The following is a 16,088-nucleotide window of genomic DNA, read 5'->3' as shown; positions in this document are numbered from 1 at the left end:
GCCGAGCGGCGCCTCGGCGTCGCGCCCTCACGACCTCTCCCCCGAGCTCCAGGTCGCTTCGATCTGGCTCGCGGCCATCACCGCCGATTCACACGTCCCACGCGATCTTCAGCTCCCTGATGCCGCGGTGGATCGGGTTCACGATGTAGCTGAGCTCCTGGTCCGGCGCGAGCCGCAGCCCCGGCAGGCGCTGGAGCAGGAGCTCGAGGGCGACCCGCACCTCCAGCCGCGCGAGCGGCGCGCCGACGCAGAAGTGGATGCCATGGCCAAAGGCGATGTGCCGCGCCACGTCCTGGCGGCGCAGGTCGAACCGGGCGGCGTCGTGGAAATACGCCTCATCGTGGTTCGCCGAGGCGAACGTCAGGGCGAGGGTCGCCCCCTTCGGCAGCTTGACCCCGCCGATCTCGACCGGCTCCGTCGTGGTGCGCATGAGGACCTGAACCGACGTGTCCGCGCGCAGCGTCTCCTCGACCGCCCTCGGGATGTTCGCCGGGTCCTCGCGGACGAGGCGGAGCTGGTCGGGCAGGCTGAGGAGCCGGTAGACGCAGAGGCCCAGGAGGTTCGTGGTCGTCTCGTGGCCCGCGAGGACCAGGACCGCGCAGGCGTTGATGAGCTGCAGGAGCGGGACCCGCGGCTCCTCGTCCTGCGACGCCTTCACCAGGTCGCTGAGCAGGTCGTCGCGCGGCCGCGCGCGCCGCTCCTCGATGAGGCGCGTCCAGTAGCGCTCGGACTCGAGGAGGCGGCCCACGACCTCGCGCTGCTGCTCGGGGGTGAGCTGGACCGCGACGAGCGCGATCCAGTCGTCCGCCCACTGCTTGAGCTGCGCGAGGTCGTCCTCCGGCGCGCCGAGGACGCTGAGGATCGTCCGCATGGGCAGCGGAAAGGCGAGCTCGCTCACGAGGTCGGCGGCGCCGCGCCTCGCGAACCGATCGATGAGGCTCGCGGCGATGGCGCGGACGCGCGCCTCGAGGTCGGCGGTCTGCCGCGCCGCGAAGGCCTTGTTGACCATGCGCCGGATCTGCGTGTGAGAGGGCGGGTCGTTGTTGGTGAGCGAGCTCTGGGACAGGTAGCTCGCCCGCACCGCCTCCAGGGTCTCGGGCGTGCGGTCGAGCGGGACGTTCACCGACTGCGCGGACGAGAAGCGGGCCGGGTCCCTCAGCACGGCGAGGATGTCGTCGTACCGGGTCACGTGCCACATCCGGGTCAAGGGGCTGTAGAAGACTGGCTCTTCCCGCCGCGCGCGAGCATAGAACGGGTACGGATCCTCGAGCTGCGCGCCATGAAACGGGTTGAACTCCTCGCCGAGGCGCGAGACCGGGCAGGTCTCTGCCGGTGTGGCGGGCGACGTGGTCGCGTCATCGGCCGGGTCGATTGCCATGGTTGCGTGTTCCTGTCTCGAGGCGCTCGGGCACGCTGGGGCCCGCCTCGGGCCTCGGGCGTGGCCGCGCGTGGTTCGTGCGGAGTTGCGGCGCCACGCCTGTCGGCATGGCTCCTGGATGGATGAGCGGAGCCTGTGGAGGGGAACAAACGCCATGTCGCCTGTCAAGGCCCGCTCCGGCGCCCCGGTGGGCCACACCGGAGCCACCCTCGCCTGCCCCCCGAGCCGCGCCGCCGCCCTCGCGGATGAGGCGGCGGCCCGGGTCGTTCGCAACAGCAGTGGCTTGCATTCGGTGTCGAGCGCGGTGCGCTGTACGCTCTTGCGGTACCACGTCGAGCCGAGTTGCACGCGTCGATTGGCGGCGTCGATGTCCATGTACGTGGTACGTGGTCATGAAGACCGCGCGGCCGCTTCGCACATCGATCACGACCGCGCGCGTGGAGCGCGGGGACGCCCGCTGACGCTCACCCGTCGAGGAACGGCTCCAGCACCGGCACGAGCAGGGCGGGCGCGATGTCGTGGGTGGCGCCCTCGATCGTGACCGCCCGTCCGCCGGGCAGCTGCGCGGCGAGCGTCTCGGCGACATGGCGCATGACCGGCGCGCCCGCGCCGCCGGCGATCGCCAGCGCCGGCTGGCGGACCTCCGCGAGCGCGGCGGTGATGCGCCCGTCGGCGACGAGCGTCGCGTCGTAGACCAGGGTGTGCGCCATCGCCTCCAGCGCGGGGCGGAACGGGGCGTGCCTGAGCTGGGCCACGACCTCGTCGGGGATCCCGACCATGCGCCGCTGGAAGTACTCCACGGCGTCGCCGCGACGCCCGGCCGCGACCAGCGACGCCAGCGCCTGCGCGTGCTCGGCGGGCTGGGCGGGCGGCGTTTCGTAGAGCGCCAGCCGCGTGATGGCCAGGCCGCGCGCCGCGGCGGCCAGCGCGAGCAGCGCGCCGGAGGAGTAGCCGAACACGGCCGCGGCGCCGCCCGCGGCCTGGATCACCGCGTCCAGGTCCTCGACCTCACGGTCGATCGCGTACGTCGCCGCGTCGCCGCTGTCGCCGCGCCCCCGGCGATCATAGGCGAGCACGGTGAACCGCCGCGCCAGGGACGCTGCCAGCGGCGCGCCCGTCGTCCGGTCGTTGAACGCGCCCAGCACCAGGATCACCGGCGCCCCCTGCCCGGTCTGGTCGAACGCGATGGTGGTGCCGTCCCTGGAGGTCGTCTTCTTCATCTCGGGTCTCCTTTTCTCCGCGGTCATGTCGCGTAGACCCGGGGCGGCGAAAAACTAATCGGTGAGCGTCGGCGGCAGCCGGAACCCGGCGCACAGCTCGGCCGAAAACGTCGTGATCTCCGCGATCTGGCCGTCAGAGACGCGCAGCACGTGGATCCCCGACAGCCGGAACACCGCCTCGCCCTGGCGGCGCAGGTAGGCCGCGGCCGCCGGCTGCCGGTTGGCGCCGACCGGCGCCATCCGGAATTCGCGCCCCTGCCAGCGGGGCGGGAACAGCGCGAGCAGGTTGGCGATCGCCGCGCGGCCGTCGAACCAGAGCGGCGCGGGCGGCATCGCCCAGCGCGCGTCCTCGCGGAGGAGCCGGGTCAGCTCGGCGGCGTCCCCCTGCTCCCACGCGTCCATGAACACCTTGAGCGCGGCGCGCTCGCGACCCGTGACCGGCGCGCCGGCGGGCGGGTCCGGCGCCCCGGCGGGGAAGCGCGCGCGCAGCGTCGAGCGCGCCCGCTGGAGCGCGCTGGTCACCGACGGGACGGTCAGCTCGAGCAGCTCCGCGATCTCGGCCGCCGACCAGCCCACCACGTCGGACAGGATGAGCACGGCGCGCTGACGCGGCGGCAGGTGCTGCAGCGCGGCCAGGAACGCCAGCGCGATGGTCTCGCGCGCCTCCACCACGGCGTCGGCGGGCGGCTCGGCGTCGAGCAGGTCGTCCGGGAACGGCTGGAGCCACGGGACCTCCGGCGCCCAGGGCGGCGTGGAGCGCGCCTGCGACGCCGGCGTGGAGGCGGTGACCGGCGGCGCCAGGTCCTGCGGCAGCACCCGCGGCGGGGCGCGCTCCAGCGCGTTCAGGCAGGCGTTGGTGGCGATGCAGTAGAGCCAGGTGCGGAACAGCGATCGCCCCTGGAACCCCTCGCGGCCACGCCAGGCGCGGAGCAGGACCTCCTGCACCATGTCCTCGGCCTCGTCGAACGAGCCGAGCATGCGATAGCAGTGCGCGCGGAGCAGGCGGCGGTAGCGCTCGCTCAGCGCGGCGAACGCCGCGTGGTCTCCGGCGCGCGCCGCGGCCAGGACGGCCGCCTCCTCTTCGCCATGGTCCGCCGGCATGCCTCGCCGGGCGAGATGGTGGACGGGCTCGGGAAGGGGCGCAAGCGCAGGGCATGGGTTGCGCGTTCTCTCGATCGCTCACCGAAGGACAGCGGGCCGAGATCTCCGGGCTTCTTCGATCTCGCCGGGCTGGACCCAAGACGTACGCATGGATCCGAACCTGCGCGATGCCTCCGGCGGAGACGTCGGGAGCGCACATCCACGCAATCTGCGGCGCCGCACCCAGCATCGAGATCGAGGACACGCTGCACACGTCGTCTCTGGATACCGAGGTGGTCCTGACCTTCGGCGCACGACATGACGCTGCGCTGAGTCGACACGAGCTGAGTAAGTACGAGAGCCCGATCTTCCATTCTACCGCTGGGAGCTCCTGGCCTGGCACATGGGACGGGGTGGGCCGATGTGGGCAGGAGCCGTCCGCCGGGTCGGCGCGCGGCGATGACGTTGCGGACGCCACGTTCCCGTGATGTCTTTTCCTCAGGAATCCATGGCCGAGCCCGGACGATGCTAGCCCAGACTGGTGGCGTCGCGGCGGCGGCGCACGAGCCCACCAGCCACGGGAAGGCCCACCTCGGCAAGGCCGTGCTGATCACGACGGCCGTGCTCTGGCTGCTCGACTGGGTCAGCACCAGCAGGTTCGACGCCCGGGAAGCACTGGGGATCGCGGCGTGGGTGTCGGCGGTCCTCGGCGCGCTCACGGTGGTGGGGCGCAGGCTCGACACGCAGCGCATGCCGGTCTGGCGGCAGCTGCTTGCCCTCGCGCTCACGGCCGGCATCGCCAGCTCGCTGAGCCACCTTGCCCTCCTCCTGCTCGTCATGGCGCTGCCCGAGTCCTTCGCCGAAGGCCCGCGGCAGGCGTTCGGGGCCACCGCCGTCGTCGGCTTCTTCGACGGTGACGCGCTGTTCGGCTTCTGGGCCCTGCTCGTCGAGTTGCCGCGCCGGATCGGCGCCGAGCGAAGGCTGGAGCAGGAGCGACACGCGCTCCGCCAGGAGGCCGAGCTCGCGCGCATCCGCGCCGCGCTCGAACCTCATTTCGTGCTGAACACCCTCAACACGATCGCAGGCCTCGTGACCGAAGAGCCGCGCGAAGCCCGCAACCTCATCGCGACGCTCGGGGACCTGCTGCGAGACGCCATGCAGGAGTCGCGACGCCACCATCATACGGTGCGCGAGGAGGTGAGCTGGCTCCGGGGCTTCGCTCGGATCCTGGAGTCCCGGCACGTCGGGCGGCTCGCGTTCGAGTGGGACGTGGACCGCTCGGCGGAGGACTGCGTCCTTCCGGCATTGCTGCTGCAGCCGCTGCTGGAGAACGCGGTTCATCACGGCGCGCTCCGTCGGCCGGACCGCGGCCGTGTCGCCCTGCGGATCGCCCACGACGCGGACCGCTTGCGCTGCATCGTCGAGGATGACGGGCCGGGCTTCGACCCGGGCTCCGCCCGCCCCGGGGGCCGGGGGCTAGACCTGGTGCGGCGCCGCATCGCCCTCGAAGCCGCCCACGCTTCGCTGCGGGTCGACGCGATGCCCGGCCGGACACGCGTCGAGATCGTGTTGCCAAGGAGGACCGCATGAAGCCCCTGTCCGCTCTGATCATCGAAGACGAATGGCCTGCTCGCAACTTCCTGGTGGAGCTGCTGCGCGACACGGGAAGCTTCGGGGACATCGCCGCGGTGACGAGCGTCGAGGATGCCCGAGCAGTGCTCGAGCGCCCTGAGCTCGGCGTCGAGGTCGCGTTCGTCGACGTCCGCCTCGTCGATCGGCCCGGGGATCGCTCGGGGCTCGACTTCGCCCGGTCGCTCGCCGGCCTGGCGAGCCCCCCGGCGGTGGTGCTCGCCACCGCCTCGGCGCAGTATGCGCTCGACGGGTTCGAGCTGGGCGTCGTCGACTATCTCCTGAAGCCGTTCACGCTCGATCGCATCACCACGTGCGCGGCACGGCTGCTCGCGCGGCGCCGGCCGCCGACCCATGGCGCCGCGCGGCGGCGCCTGGTCGCCCGGAAGAGCAACAGCCTGGTCTTCCTGGACCTCGATGGCATGCTGGCATTTCAGACCGTAGATCGCCTCACCTACGTCCACCACGTCGATGGTGTATTCTCGATGGACCTCTCCCTCAACGCGCTCGGGGCCGCCCTGGGCAGCCGCGTTCTACGCGTGCACCGCAACTGGCTCATCGCCCCCGCGCACGCGCAGGGGCTGAGCCGGCTCGCGGGAGAGCTGATCGTCGAGGTCGGCCCCACGCTCCGCGTCCCCGTGTCGCGCGATCGGGCGCGGGAGGTCCGGCAGCAGTTGCTGGAGAACACCGTGGGCATTCGTCAGCCAGGCTGAGCTCGTCCTACCTCGCCGAGAGGACGAATTTGGCCAGCTCGCCCCCGAACTGTTCGATATCGAACGCGTCGGACGCGTTCGTCCCGAGGATCACGCGGCTGTTCGCCTCCGGGCAGTCCGCCGCGTATCCCCCGAAGCCGTAGTCACTGCCCCCGGCATAGCCGTAAACCGTCTTGCCCTCGAAGGTTACGCCTGAAAGGTACAGCGTTCGGTAGGCGTCGAGCGCCGCCGGGTCCAGCACGTCCCCGCCCCAGACGGCGACCAGCCAGCGCTCCATATCGGAGACCGTCGTGACCAGCCCGCCGTTGCCGACCAGCGACCACGTGTACGGCCACGCGGCCGGGTCGTTGCTCCCGAACGTCGAGTCGCCGTACCCGATTGCGGTGTCGACCCGTTCCCACACCGGGTCGCCGAAGAAGCCGCTGTGTTGCATCCCGGCCGGCGTCAGGAGCTCGTCGCGCACGTAGTCGGTGAACCCTCGCCCCGAGACGGTCTCGACGACGTCGGCCAGCAAAGTATAGCCCGAGTTCGAGTAGTCGACCTCGCTTCCCGGCTCGAACCGCAGCTCCTGCGCGAAGATCCGCTGGCGGGCTTCGAGGCGCGCCATGGGCTCGAAGTCTCCCTCGGTGTCGTGGTACTCGTGGAACCCGGCGCTGTGCTGGACGACTTGCAGGACGGTGATCTCGGCTTTGTCGGCCGGCACGTCGTCGAAGAGGGTCGCGAGCGAGGCCGTCACGCTGAGCTTGCCCTCGCCTTCGAGCTTGAAGATGGCCGCCGCCGTGAGGTCCTTCATGACGGAGCCGAAATCGTACGCAGTGTCGGCGACGTCGGGCACGCCATTGTCTCGGTCCGCGAGGCCGTAGCCGCGCGCCAGCACCGTGCCCCCGTCCACCGTGACCAGCGCCGATCCGGAGAACCCGGCCATCGCCGCGGCGTCGAGGCGGCGCTCCAGCTCGTCGCGGAGGTCGTCAGGCGCGTCCGGCGTACCGGAGCTCGATCCGCATGCGGCGCTGAGAGCGATCAGCGCGGTAAGGGCAACTACCATCGACGGAGGATCTCGTCTTGTAGGGGACGTCATAGGACACCCACGTTGCCAGACGGGGTGGCGAGATCGAGCGACGGATGACCAGGCAGGGGTTTTGCCCGACGAGCGGCGGGTTCTCCGGTACGAGGCGCGGGGCGGTGCCGGCGGAGCGGACGGTCTCTCTTCGGGCTCGCCGGTCGGGTCCGGCTTGGGGCCATCCCCAAGGGGCTGGTGTCACGGCGCCGTGCCATTGAAGCCAAAAAAATCGACATCGGCCCGTGCCCAAACTGGCTCCCCCACGTTCTCCATCGGGTGAAGGGGCCGGCGGCAACGGCGGGCCGCTTCCGGGGCGCCGCGCTGCGTGGGCCGGCCGGCTCCCCTCCATCCACACGTTGCGAGCTGCAGAGCTGGATTATGCGCAAGAGTTATCTCATGGCGTCGATTTTCATTGCGACCGCGCTCCTCGCGGCCGGCTGCAAGACGGGGAAATGCGCGGATGCCGTCGAGCACGCCGCGGCCTGCGGGGTCGACGACCTCGAGCTCGAGGACGACCTCGCCGGCTGCTCCGAACACGAGGAGTGTCGCGCGTCGTGCGTGCTCGACGCGCCCTGCGACGAGATCAAGGCGTCTTTCGCCGGCGGCACGGACCGCAGCACGGAGGCCTGGCGCTGCTACGAGCAGTGCCCTCTCTCCGATTGATGGCCATTCTACCGATCGGGTTTTCTCGGCTCTCGGCGCTCGTCGGGGCGGCCGCGCCCTCGGCCTCGTACGCGGCCTCCGTGCAGTGGAGCGTGGCGTGGCGGCGCGCCGGCCCCGGCCCCGAGCGCCACACTCCGCTGCGCAACGCGGCGGACGCACGCAGGACCGCGAGACGCACCACCGGCGCGAAGAGGCGACGAGGCCGATATCGCGGCCACCTTTGGCCTGCTCCAGCCGCTTCTCGTGGAGGGAGCAAACGACGAGATGAGCGTGCTCTTCGGCGCCGTCGGGGAGGAGGGGCTGGCCTCCTGGCTCGCGCTCGCCGCTCCGCCGCCCTCCGATCCGGCGTCGACCTCGCCGGTAATCCGTGTGTACCAGCAGGCGTGGATGGAAGGGGCGGAGGGGCGCGCGGCGCTGATCGAGCAGAGCTGGGCGGACGGCGCGCGCTACGTCGATCCGACCGCCGACGTCACGGGGCGGCCCGGCCTCGACGGAGTCATCGCAGCATTCCAGCTGGCTCTACCGGGGGCGACCCTCGTACCAACCAGCGGGGCGCTCGAGGCTCACGGCCTCGTGCACTTTCTCTGGCGCGTCGAGGGCGATGGCATGCCGCCGCTCGACGGGATGGATGTGGGCTTCGTCGACGGAGCGGGCGCTCTGACGTTGATCGCAGGATTCTTCGGTCCTTTCGCGCCGCCTTGAATCCTGTGCGCTTACGGGCACGAGTTCCGGTATTTGCTGCCCGTCGAGCCGCGGGAGCTCCGGCGAGCGCTCCGGTCGTCCTGCTGCCGCACGGGCAACCACGCATGAGATGCCGCTTTCGCCACCCGGGCAGATTTTGTGAAGGTTGCGCGTCCCCTGCGGTATTCAGTCATCAGGCCTCGCGCATACCGCACGCCCAGCCCAGGGGGCCCTCGGAGCAACCGCCGATGGCGGCATGCCACATACCATCACAAGGAGAACTGATGCATTCAACTATCGGCGTTGCGGGCATCTTGGCGCTCTTGTTGTCCGCCGCTTGCACCATCGTCACGGCGGATGAGGGCGAGCCCGCGGGCCCTGGTGGCGGGGGTACCTCGGGTGTCGGTGGGGCCGGCCCCGCTTCAAGCGGCTCGGGCTCCGGCGGCTCCGGCACCGGAGGCGCCGGCGGGGTCGACCCCTCCTCGGGAGGCGGAGGCGCCGGCGGGGTCGACTCCTCCTCGGGAGGCGGAGGCGCCGGCGGATCGGGGGCGGAGGAGACCTGGAGCAAGGCTTTCGGCGACGTGGACATGCGCACTTCGGAGTCCGCCGTCGGCGTCGCCACCGACGGCGAAGGCAACATCGTCTTGCTGGCGTTCACCCCCGAGCCCATCGACTTCGGCGGGGGGCTCCTGTCCGCAGGAGGCAGCGTTCGCACAGCATCCCTGGCGAAGCTCGACCGCGCAGGGAATCACCTCTGGAGCACGAGGTTCGAGGTCCCCGACGGCCTCCTGCTGGCGCAGGACCTCGCGATCGACGCCTCGGGCAACATCATCGTCGCGGCGCAGGCCGTCGGGACGAGCGTCGACCTCGGCGGAGGAGCCGTGGCCCTGCCCGGACCCAACTGGAACACCGTCGTCGCCAAGTTCGACGCCGCCGGGAACACGCTGTGGAGCGAGGCGTTCGGCAACGTGTACGCGCGAGCCGTCGCCGTCGACGCCGCGGGGGACGTCGTACTCGCGGGAGGGTGTGATGCGGACGCCGATCTCGGCGGCGGTGCGCTCGGGAGCACAGGCGCATGCGCGGCGAAGGTGGACGCAGCCGGCCATCACGTCTGGAGCCGGCACGTCAGCGGCCCGAGCCTCAGGGACCTGGCTTGCGATGCGATGGGCGACATCGTCCTGACGGGATACGTCGGCTACATCGAGGGCGAGACCATCGATGATCCCGGAACGGCGGACGTTTACGTCGCAAAGCTCGATTCTGCCGGCAACGACCTCTGGAGCGAGACCTTCGGTGGTGAGAGCGTGCAGATCGCGAACAGCGTCGCGATCGATGGATCGGGTGACATCGTCCTTGCAGGGACCTTCTTTGGCAGCGTTGATTTCGGCGGCGGGCCCCTGGTGAGCGCCGGCGGGCGAGCTTACGATCCCCACTGGGAGGGCACGCTGCAGTGGGGCGGCGATATATTCCTTGCCAAGCTCGACGGCGCGGGCGACTTCGTCTGGAACAGGAGGTACGGCGACGCTGGCGTGCAGGCGCCCTGGGGCGTCGCGGCCACGGGGGACGGCAGCATCGCGCTCACCGGCGGCTTCCTTGGCGTCGTCGACTTCGGCACCGGCCCGCTGACGGGGAACAACAGGTCTGGAGACGTGTTCGTGGCGAACCTCGACGCCACGGGCAACACGTCGTGGAGCAGGGTCTATAGCGGCGGGCCCCAGCAAGTGGGCCAGGCCGTCGCGCTCGGCCCTGCGGGGCACGTGATCGTCGCGGGGGTATTCCACGAGAGGATCGATTTCGGGTTCGGCCTGCACGAGACCAGCGCCGAAGAGTACGAGCAAAGCGACATCTTCCTGGCAAAGCTCGACGGCCGCTGACCTGCTGCTAGCGGCCTCGAGGCGCAGCATGGCAGCTCCCGGCGCGCGCCTGCCCGATCGCCTGCGCGAGGCGCGACACGGCGCGGGGCGAGCGCCGCGCCGCGCCGCGGGCGACCGCGCGCCCGTCAACGGAGGCGCTGGAGCGCCGCGGCGGCGCAGGGAACTTCGAGCATGGAAGATGCGAAGAAGGCGCACATCCGCCCCCGCAGGCGCGTCGCGGAGGGTGACGTCACGCCTGGATCCGCCGCCCGGCCCGGAGCGCTCCCCGCTGCTTGAGGAGCCACGCGCGCGCTTCGGCTTCCGTCTCGAAGAACACGAGCAAGGGGAACCGCTTCGTGAGGAGGTTGATGCTCTTCACGATGAGCGTCGCCATGACGCGGATTGGGAAGCCCGCTCCGAAGACCGCGATCCCGTCGAGGCGCGCCGTGCGCAGCCCGTCCAGGTACACCTTGCGCGCCGCCGGCGTGACCGCCCCGCAGCGACGCGCGTCGGCGAGCACCAGCACCTCGCGGCCGCTGTCCGTCAGGCGCTGGAAGGCGTCCACGAGCGCGCGCGCGTTGTCCTCCAGGACATCACCGTCGGTCGCGATGACCAGGAGGCCATCGGGCTCCTCGCGGAGCTCGAAGCGCGCGCCCGCCGGACGGGGATCGCTCATGCCAGGCATGGTAGCCCATCCCCGCGACGCGAGTCCTGCGCGCCGGCGCTGCGCCGATGGCGCGCGCCTCGGCGGGCGGCGGGCGTCATGCGCCCTGCCGCTGCGTGGCCCGGAGCGCGTCGCGCTGGGCGAGCAGCCACGCGCGCGCCTCGTCCTCCGTGTCGAAGAACGCCAGCGGATAGACCTCGCCCGTGAAGAATTGCACGCTCCTCGAGGCGAGCGTCGTCACGACGCGCACGGAGAAGCTCGCCCCGAAGCTCGCGACCCCGCCGAAGCGCACGCCGCGCAGCTCTTCCGCCAGCGCGCTGCGCGCCGCCGCCGTCAGGGACCCGACGCGGCGGGCGTCGGCGAGCACGAAGACCTCGCGACCGCTCTCCCACACGCGCCGGAACACGGCGCAGAGAGAGCGCGCGATCTCGTCCGAGATATCGCCCTCGATGGCGAAACAAAGAAGGCCGTCGGCGTCCTCGCGGAGGAAAGGGCATGCGTCCTCGGAATGGGGCTCGCTCATCTCCAGCAGGCTAGCGCATCGGGCTCACGGCACGACGAGCGCTCGTGGGGCCGGCGCGGGAGAGCGCTCGCCGGGTGACACGCCTCACCGAGCGCCGCTCCGCGCGCTGCCGCCGAGCGCGTCGCCCGGCGCGTGAGCCCCCGCTCAGCGCCGGCGCCGGCGCGCGGCCAGCGCGAGCAGCGAGGTGCCCAGCGCGCAGCCGAAGGACGCGGCGGAGCTCGCGGCCGCGGTCGCCGGCGCCCCGACGCGGCAGCCGCACCCGCCGTCGTCGACGCCGCCCGCTGCGCCCTCGGCGGGCGCCTCGCCTCCGGCGCCTCCGCCTCCGCCGGCGCCCTCCGCGGCGGCCCGGCACGCGGCGACCTCGTCCGGCGTGCCGATGCACAGCGGCGGCTTGCGCGAGTCGCCTTCTTGCAGGCCGTTCACCACGATCACGGCGAGGTCATCGGCGCCCGCCATGTCGACCAGCGCCGCGCCGGAGGCGATCGGGCGGATGCTCCGAACCCTGACGCCGCTCCGAAACGCAAGCGTGGCGGCTATTGAGCGGTCGACAAACCGCGCCGAGCTCTTGCGCCGCACATTTGCGATCGATGTCCTCGAGTGCCCAGCTTGCAAGGGGCGGATGAAGCTCGTCGCCATGGTCACCGAGCCCCGGAACATCGCCCGCTTCCTCTCCGCGCTCGGCGAGCCGACCGATGTTCCAGCACGCTCTCCCAGCGTCCACGCGGCGACCACCGTACTGGAAGAGCACCGTTGTGCGCCGTAAGGCGCTCGGTGACGCCGTATAGCGTCTCGCGACGCGGGCAAGTGGGCAGTGAAGACGCGAACGGCATCGGATCGCTTCCAACGGGCATTGAGGGGTATCTCGCAGTGGTGCAAGGCCCATCGCCATGAACCACTCGAGAGGCAGCAGCACGTCTTGAACCTGAAGCTCCGAGGCCACTACGGCTACTATGGCCGCCCTGGCAATCGGGCGAGGCTCTGGACTCTTCTGCACTGGGCCACGCTTGTGTGGTGGCGGTGGCTGCATCGCCGCTCCCAGCGTGGTCTCTCCTGGGCGGCAATGAATCGGCTCCTGAAGCGCTACCCGCTTCTGAAGCCGACCGCCGTCCGAATCGTGTAGCGAAGCCGTGTTTCGAAGAGCCGGATGCGGGAAATCTGCACGTCCGGATCCGTGGGGGCCCCGGGAAGGCGACGACCCGGGGCTACCCGACCGCCGGCAGGGCGCCTGTCGACACGGGCCCGCTGGCTCCGCGCTGGCATGTGCCGCGTCCCGTGCCAGCGCTGGCGCCGCCTGGAGCAGGTGATCGCGCCGCTCCCGGAGGGCGTCACCGATGAGATATCCTCCGGGCTCGGCCCGCTCCTCCCCAGGGCCGTCCAGGAGGCGACATCGTGAAGGCAGCTCCGGAGCAGATCCCGCCGCCGCCGAGGGGCTCCCTCGGCGAGCTCTTCAACCCCTTCCTCCCCGAGCAGATCGAGGACCCTTACCCGATCTATGCGCGCGCGCGGCGCGAGGAGCCGGTCTTCTATAGCCCCCCGCTCGACGTGTGGATCGTCACCAGGTACGCCGACATCGTGGCCGTCCTGCGGGACACGGACCGGTTCTCGTCCTTCAACTCGCTCTACGTCAGGGCCGAGCCGATCCCCGAGGTCCGCGCGGTCCTCCGCGAGGGGTACGAGGAGTTCACCTCGCTCGTGCAGAGCGACCCGCCCGATCACACGCGCGTGCGCGCCGTCTTCGGCAAGGCCTTCACCCCGCTGCGCGTGGCGGCGCTGGAGGGGCACATCCGCGAGCTCACGCGGGAGCTGATCGACGCCTTCATCCGCGATGGGCACGCCGAGCTGGTCTCGCAGATCGCCCTGCCGCTGCCAGGGTACGTCATCTGCGATCTGCTCGGGGTGCCGCGCTCCGAGATGAAGCAGCTCAGGGCGTGGCACGAGGACAAGCAGGCGCTGATGGCGGGGAGCGCGCCGCCAGAGGCGCAGGTGGCGAGCGCCCGCGGATACGTGGCGATGCAGCGCTATTTCCAGGCCCAGATCGAGGCGCGCCGCGCCAAGCCGCGGGAGGATCTGCTCTCGCTCCTCGTCCCGGAGGAGATCGGCGGGAGCGCGGCGCTGAGCATGCAGGAGGCGGTCTGCAACGCGATGGATCTGCTGGCCGCCGGGCACGAGACGTCGACGGCCCTGCTCGCGAGCGGGATCGACCTCTTGCTCGCGCACCCGGAGGTGGCAGATGCGCTGCGCGGGGACCCGTCGCTGATCCCGGGCGCGATCGACGAGATGCTGCGCTGCGAGTCCCCGGTCCGCGGCTTCTTCCGGGCGGTGACGGAGGACGCCGAGGTGGCCGGGGTCCGTATCCCGAAAGGCGCACGGGTGTACCTGCTGTATGCGTCGGGGAACCGGGACGAGGCGGAGTTCGCCGACGGCGAGCGCTTCGACATCCACCGCAGGGACACGGGCAAGCACCTCGCCTTCGGCAAGGGCATCCACTTCTGCGTCGGCTCGCTGCTGGCGCGCACGGAGGCGAAGATCGCCCTCGAAGAGCTCCTCGAGCGGCTGCCCGGCCTGCGGCGCGGGAAGGACCCCGCGCGCCGGAGCCCGTTTATCCTCATGCGCGCGTTCGACTCGCTCCCCATCGCGTGGGACGCGTAGCCCTCCCCCGCGCCGCGCCGGCGACGTGGCAATTGTACCCCTTGTGCCTTCAGCTGGCGCTGCAGGTCGCGGATATCGGTGAACGAGGCGAGCTTCTGGGCGTTCTGCTCCTGATCCCAGCCGGGGTTGAAGGTGAGGATGTTCTCCTCGAGCATCCGGTACGGAGACGGATGCCGGACGACCTGCCGTTGTGCCGCGGGCGCGGCTGCGCGGCGCCGCCCGTCCGTCAACGGACCGCGCCGCCTTGACCGCGCCCTCCCGCATCGTGATCGGGGCGGCGCTATCGCGCTCCGCGTCCGGGCTCTCTTCCGGCAGGGAGGGCATGCGCCGCGACCGCTCGTCATCGACCGTTTTCTCTGGCGGTATTTCCGTGCGGATGCGGCGCGAGTCGTCCCGATCTGCTGCGCGGCATGGAGCGCCTGGGATGGAGCGAGTGGTTGCCCCGCGAGCGCTGGTTCCCTGAAGACGTGATTTTCTCTGCCACGCTGCGCGCCGTGCGCAAAGCGTACGACAACGCGGGGGAGCCACAGCAGGAGGGGGCGGTCGTCTGTTATCTCGTCTGACACCGTCAGACTATCTCGCAGACCGGTGCCGCCGCGCCTCCCCGATCGGGGTGGCGCGGCAGCTCGGGAGCATCGCTCGGAGCTCGAACGGCTCAGAAGTAGCCGTTGAGCGGAGGGGCCTTGCCGTTGACGACGAAGTCGCCGATGGCGGTGGCCTTGCCGTGCGTCGGGTTGTGGGTCGATGCGGTGCGAATGTTGCGCCAGTGCCGATCGAGATTGTAGACGGACTGCGTCGCCGAGGCGCCCCCGACGTCGAACAAGCGGGCAGCGGTGGCGTAGGAGAAGCGGTCGATGGCCACCTTGGCGAGCGCCGAATGGATCTGGGCGCGCTCGGCGAGCGCCTTGTCGGGCAGGCCATCTTTCACGGACCGAGCCGCCTCGTCGATGACGTCCGCTGCAGCCAGCACGATGGCGTCGGCGGCGAACGAGTCGGCCGCGATCTCGCCGACGACCTGCAGCACCTGCGGATCGGCCGTGGGCTCCTTGGCTTGGGCGTGGGCAAAGTTGCGCTTGCGCCGGCGCACGAGCGCGACGGCGTCGTTCTTCACCGCGCGCAGGATGCCGGCCGCGACCGCCTGCAAGTACAGCTGCAAGAAGGCGTACTGGTAGCTCGGCGCCTGCGGGCCGTCGGGATGACCGTAGACCTCGACCTCGTCGTCGGCCACGAAGACGTTCTCGAGGAGGGTGGTGCCCGTGCCCGTCAGGCGCTGGCCGAAGCCGTCCCAATCGTCCTCGAGCTTGAGGCCTTCACGGCTCACGGGGATGGTGGCCGCCGCGACGTTGCCCTCGGGTGTCGACGCGAAGATCAGCGTGTAGGTCGAGAAGAGGCTGCCCGTCGAGTAGTACTTCTTGCCGTTGAGGCGATAGCCCTTGCCGGACGCGTCTGGCGTGAGCGTGGTCTCGAAGTAGAGGCCGACCGCCTTCGTGCTCTGCTCGCTGAAGCCGTTGCCGAAGATATGGCCGTCGTTGACGAGCTTTATGTTGCGAGCGCGGAGCGGATCGCTGAGCGGCCGCTGCAGCTGCGCCTCCACGAACCAGTAGTGCACGCGGAGGATGTGCACCACGTTGGAGTCGGCCTCGCCGAGCTGGATCAAGAAGTCGAACAGCTGGCGCAGCGTGACGCCCGCGCCGCCCTCGGCGACCGGGATGCGAAGCCGCCCGAGCCCCGCGTCCGCGATCTGCCGGATCTGCTCGTGCGGGGCGATGCGCTTGGCTTCGCGCTCGGAGGCGCCGGCAGCGATCTGCGCCAGCAGCGCCTTCAACTCGGGCGAGCCGAGCTGCAAAATGGCAGAAGGGCCATGGCCGTTGCTGGCCTTGGCGCTCGATTTGTGGGGGGTGTCACTGGTCGCGGCCGACGTCGTCATTTAGATTTCCATCTCTCGTTGCAGCGAGCCATGCCCGCCGTTTGCCAG

General features: G+C 70.9%; 17 protein-coding genes. 9 read left to right on the top strand and 8 right to left on the bottom strand.

Going from position 1 to position 16,088, the window contains the following annotated elements:
- Nucleotides 1–88: 88 nt before the first annotated feature.
- The 3 genes from WME89_RS09125 to WME89_RS09115 all read right to left on the bottom strand — a co-directional run bounded on the left by WME89_RS09125 (nt 89) and on the right by WME89_RS09115 (nt 3,699).
- Nucleotides 89–1,378 carry a cytochrome P450 gene (locus tag WME89_RS09125; protein ID WP_438008828.1) on the bottom strand — a complete coding sequence of 430 codons (1,290 nt, stop codon included), beginning with the start codon at nt 1,376–1,378 and terminating at the stop codon, nt 89–91.
- A gap of 464 nt (nt 1,379–1,842) precedes the next feature.
- Nucleotides 1,843–2,598, bottom strand: a complete 756-nt coding sequence (locus WME89_RS09120; protein ID WP_438008827.1) for an alpha/beta fold hydrolase — start codon at nt 2,596–2,598, stop codon at nt 1,843–1,845.
- A gap of 54 nt (nt 2,599–2,652) precedes the next feature.
- Complete coding sequence (locus tag WME89_RS09115; RefSeq protein WP_438008826.1) at nt 2,653–3,699, bottom strand: RNA polymerase subunit sigma-70; 1,047 nt, start codon at nt 3,697–3,699, stop codon at nt 2,653–2,655.
- Nucleotides 3,700–4,203: 504 nt separating this feature from the next.
- Here WME89_RS09115 and WME89_RS09110 point away from each other — a divergent pair.
- Together WME89_RS09110 and WME89_RS09105 are read left to right on the top strand one after the other, a co-directional pair.
- Entirely contained in the window at nt 4,204–5,268 is a 1,065-nt protein-coding gene (locus WME89_RS09110; protein WP_438008825.1) for a sensor histidine kinase, read from the top strand.
- On the top strand, nt 5,265–6,020 hold the full coding sequence (locus WME89_RS09105) for a LytR/AlgR family response regulator transcription factor (RefSeq protein ID WP_438008824.1): 756 nt from the start codon (nt 5,265–5,267) through the stop codon (nt 6,018–6,020). The genes WME89_RS09110 and WME89_RS09105 overlap by 4 nt, the downstream gene beginning before the upstream one ends.
- Before the next feature lie 7 nt (nt 6,021–6,027).
- On the opposite strand, the gene WME89_RS09100 is transcribed toward WME89_RS09105, so the two are convergent.
- Nucleotides 6,028–7,065, bottom strand: a complete 1,038-nt coding sequence (locus WME89_RS09100) for a serine hydrolase domain-containing protein (protein WP_438008823.1) — start codon at nt 7,063–7,065, stop codon at nt 6,028–6,030.
- 411 nt (nt 7,066–7,476) lie between these two features.
- Between WME89_RS09100 and WME89_RS09095 the strand changes: the two genes are divergently transcribed.
- From WME89_RS09095 to WME89_RS09085, 3 genes are all read left to right on the top strand, one after another.
- Nucleotides 7,477–7,743, top strand: coding sequence for a hypothetical protein (locus WME89_RS09095; protein ID WP_438008822.1), 267 nt, complete (start codon nt 7,477–7,479; stop codon nt 7,741–7,743).
- A 264-nt stretch (nt 7,744–8,007) separates the two neighbouring features.
- Nucleotides 8,008–8,445, top strand: coding sequence for a nuclear transport factor 2 family protein (locus WME89_RS09090; RefSeq protein WP_438008821.1), 438 nt, complete (start codon nt 8,008–8,010; stop codon nt 8,443–8,445).
- A gap of 560 nt (nt 8,446–9,005) precedes the next feature.
- Nucleotides 9,006–10,298 (top strand): hypothetical protein, encoded by a 1,293-nt coding sequence (locus WME89_RS09085; protein ID WP_438008820.1) that lies wholly within the window; start codon nt 9,006–9,008, stop codon nt 10,296–10,298.
- 229 nt (nt 10,299–10,527) lie between these two features.
- Here the strand turns inward: WME89_RS09085 and WME89_RS09080 are convergent, their stop codons facing one another.
- The 3 genes from WME89_RS09080 to WME89_RS09070 form a co-directional block, all read right to left on the bottom strand.
- Nucleotides 10,528–10,953, bottom strand: coding sequence for an STAS/SEC14 domain-containing protein (locus WME89_RS09080; RefSeq protein ID WP_437306593.1), 426 nt, complete (start codon nt 10,951–10,953; stop codon nt 10,528–10,530).
- Between the two features lie 85 nt (nt 10,954–11,038).
- Nucleotides 11,039–11,464 carry an STAS/SEC14 domain-containing protein gene (locus tag WME89_RS09075; RefSeq protein WP_438008819.1) on the bottom strand — a complete coding sequence of 142 codons (426 nt, stop codon included), beginning with the start codon at nt 11,462–11,464 and terminating at the stop codon, nt 11,039–11,041.
- A gap of 144 nt (nt 11,465–11,608) precedes the next feature.
- On the bottom strand, nt 11,609–11,920 hold the full coding sequence (locus WME89_RS09070; RefSeq protein ID WP_438008818.1) for a hypothetical protein: 312 nt from the start codon (nt 11,918–11,920) through the stop codon (nt 11,609–11,611).
- Here WME89_RS09070 and WME89_RS09065 point away from each other — a divergent pair.
- From WME89_RS09065 to WME89_RS09050, 4 genes are all read left to right on the top strand, one after another.
- Nucleotides 11,919–12,227: a hypothetical protein gene (locus tag WME89_RS09065; protein WP_438008817.1), complete on the top strand. Its 309-nt coding sequence runs from the start codon at nt 11,919–11,921 to the stop codon at nt 12,225–12,227. The genes WME89_RS09070 and WME89_RS09065 overlap by 2 nt on opposite strands.
- Before the next feature lie 48 nt (nt 12,228–12,275).
- A complete protein-coding gene (locus WME89_RS09060; RefSeq protein ID WP_438008816.1) occupies nt 12,276–12,584 on the top strand; it encodes a group II intron maturase-specific domain-containing protein in 309 nt (102 codons plus the stop codon).
- A 269-nt stretch (nt 12,585–12,853) separates the two neighbouring features.
- On the top strand, nt 12,854–14,113 hold the full coding sequence (locus WME89_RS09055; RefSeq protein WP_438008815.1) for a cytochrome P450: 1,260 nt from the start codon (nt 12,854–12,856) through the stop codon (nt 14,111–14,113).
- 410 nt (nt 14,114–14,523) lie between these two features.
- Nucleotides 14,524–14,676: a hypothetical protein gene (locus WME89_RS09050; protein ID WP_438008814.1), complete on the top strand. Its 153-nt coding sequence runs from the start codon at nt 14,524–14,526 to the stop codon at nt 14,674–14,676.
- Between the two features lie 92 nt (nt 14,677–14,768).
- On the opposite strand, the gene WME89_RS09045 is transcribed toward WME89_RS09050, so the two are convergent.
- The gene (locus tag WME89_RS09045; RefSeq protein WP_438008813.1) at nt 14,769–16,040 is read right to left on the bottom strand and encodes an acyl-CoA dehydrogenase; all 1,272 of its coding nucleotides are present in this window, start codon (nt 16,038–16,040) and stop codon (nt 14,769–14,771) included.
- Nucleotides 16,041–16,088: the final 48 nt, after the last annotated feature.

This window comes from Sorangium sp. So ce321, assembly GCF_051530195.1.
Classification (GTDB): Bacteria; Myxococcota_A; Polyangia; order Polyangiales; family Polyangiaceae; genus Sorangium.
Note: the sequence above shows the minus strand (reverse complement) of the source record. Positions and strands in the feature narration are given on the sequence as shown.

What these genes read in the sequence shown, in the direction of transcription:
- WME89_RS09125 (WP_438008828.1), bottom strand. Translation starts at nt 1,378, where the DNA reads ATGGCAATCGACCCGGCCGATGACGCGACCACGTCGCCCGCCACACCG.
- WME89_RS09120 (WP_438008827.1), bottom strand. Translation starts at nt 2,598, where the DNA reads ATGAAGAAGACGACCTCCAGGGACGGCACCACCATCGCGTTCGACCAG.
- WME89_RS09115 (WP_438008826.1), bottom strand. Translation starts at nt 3,699, where the DNA reads ATGCCGGCGGACCATGGCGAAGAGGAGGCGGCCGTCCTGGCCGCGGCG.
- WME89_RS09110 (WP_438008825.1), top strand. Translation starts at nt 4,204, where the DNA reads ATGCTAGCCCAGACTGGTGGCGTCGCGGCGGCGGCGCACGAGCCCACC.
- WME89_RS09105 (WP_438008824.1), top strand. Translation starts at nt 5,265, where the DNA reads ATGAAGCCCCTGTCCGCTCTGATCATCGAAGACGAATGGCCTGCTCGC.
- WME89_RS09100 (WP_438008823.1), bottom strand. Translation starts at nt 7,065, where the DNA reads ATGGTAGTTGCCCTTACCGCGCTGATCGCTCTCAGCGCCGCATGCGGA.
- WME89_RS09095 (WP_438008822.1), top strand. Translation starts at nt 7,477, where the DNA reads ATGGCGTCGATTTTCATTGCGACCGCGCTCCTCGCGGCCGGCTGCAAG.
- WME89_RS09090 (WP_438008821.1), top strand. Translation starts at nt 8,008, where the DNA reads ATGAGCGTGCTCTTCGGCGCCGTCGGGGAGGAGGGGCTGGCCTCCTGG.
- WME89_RS09080 (WP_437306593.1), bottom strand. Translation starts at nt 10,953, where the DNA reads ATGAGCGATCCCCGTCCGGCGGGCGCGCGCTTCGAGCTCCGCGAGGAG.
- WME89_RS09075 (WP_438008819.1), bottom strand. Translation starts at nt 11,464, where the DNA reads ATGAGCGAGCCCCATTCCGAGGACGCATGCCCTTTCCTCCGCGAGGAC.
- WME89_RS09065 (WP_438008817.1), top strand. Translation starts at nt 11,919, where the DNA reads ATGTCGACCAGCGCCGCGCCGGAGGCGATCGGGCGGATGCTCCGAACC.
- WME89_RS09070 (WP_438008818.1), bottom strand. Translation starts at nt 11,920, where the DNA reads ATGGCGGGCGCCGATGACCTCGCCGTGATCGTGGTGAACGGCCTGCAA.
- WME89_RS09050 (WP_438008814.1), top strand. Translation starts at nt 14,524, where the DNA reads ATGGAGCGCCTGGGATGGAGCGAGTGGTTGCCCCGCGAGCGCTGGTTC.
- WME89_RS09045 (WP_438008813.1), bottom strand. Translation starts at nt 16,040, where the DNA reads ATGACGACGTCGGCCGCGACCAGTGACACCCCCCACAAATCGAGCGCC.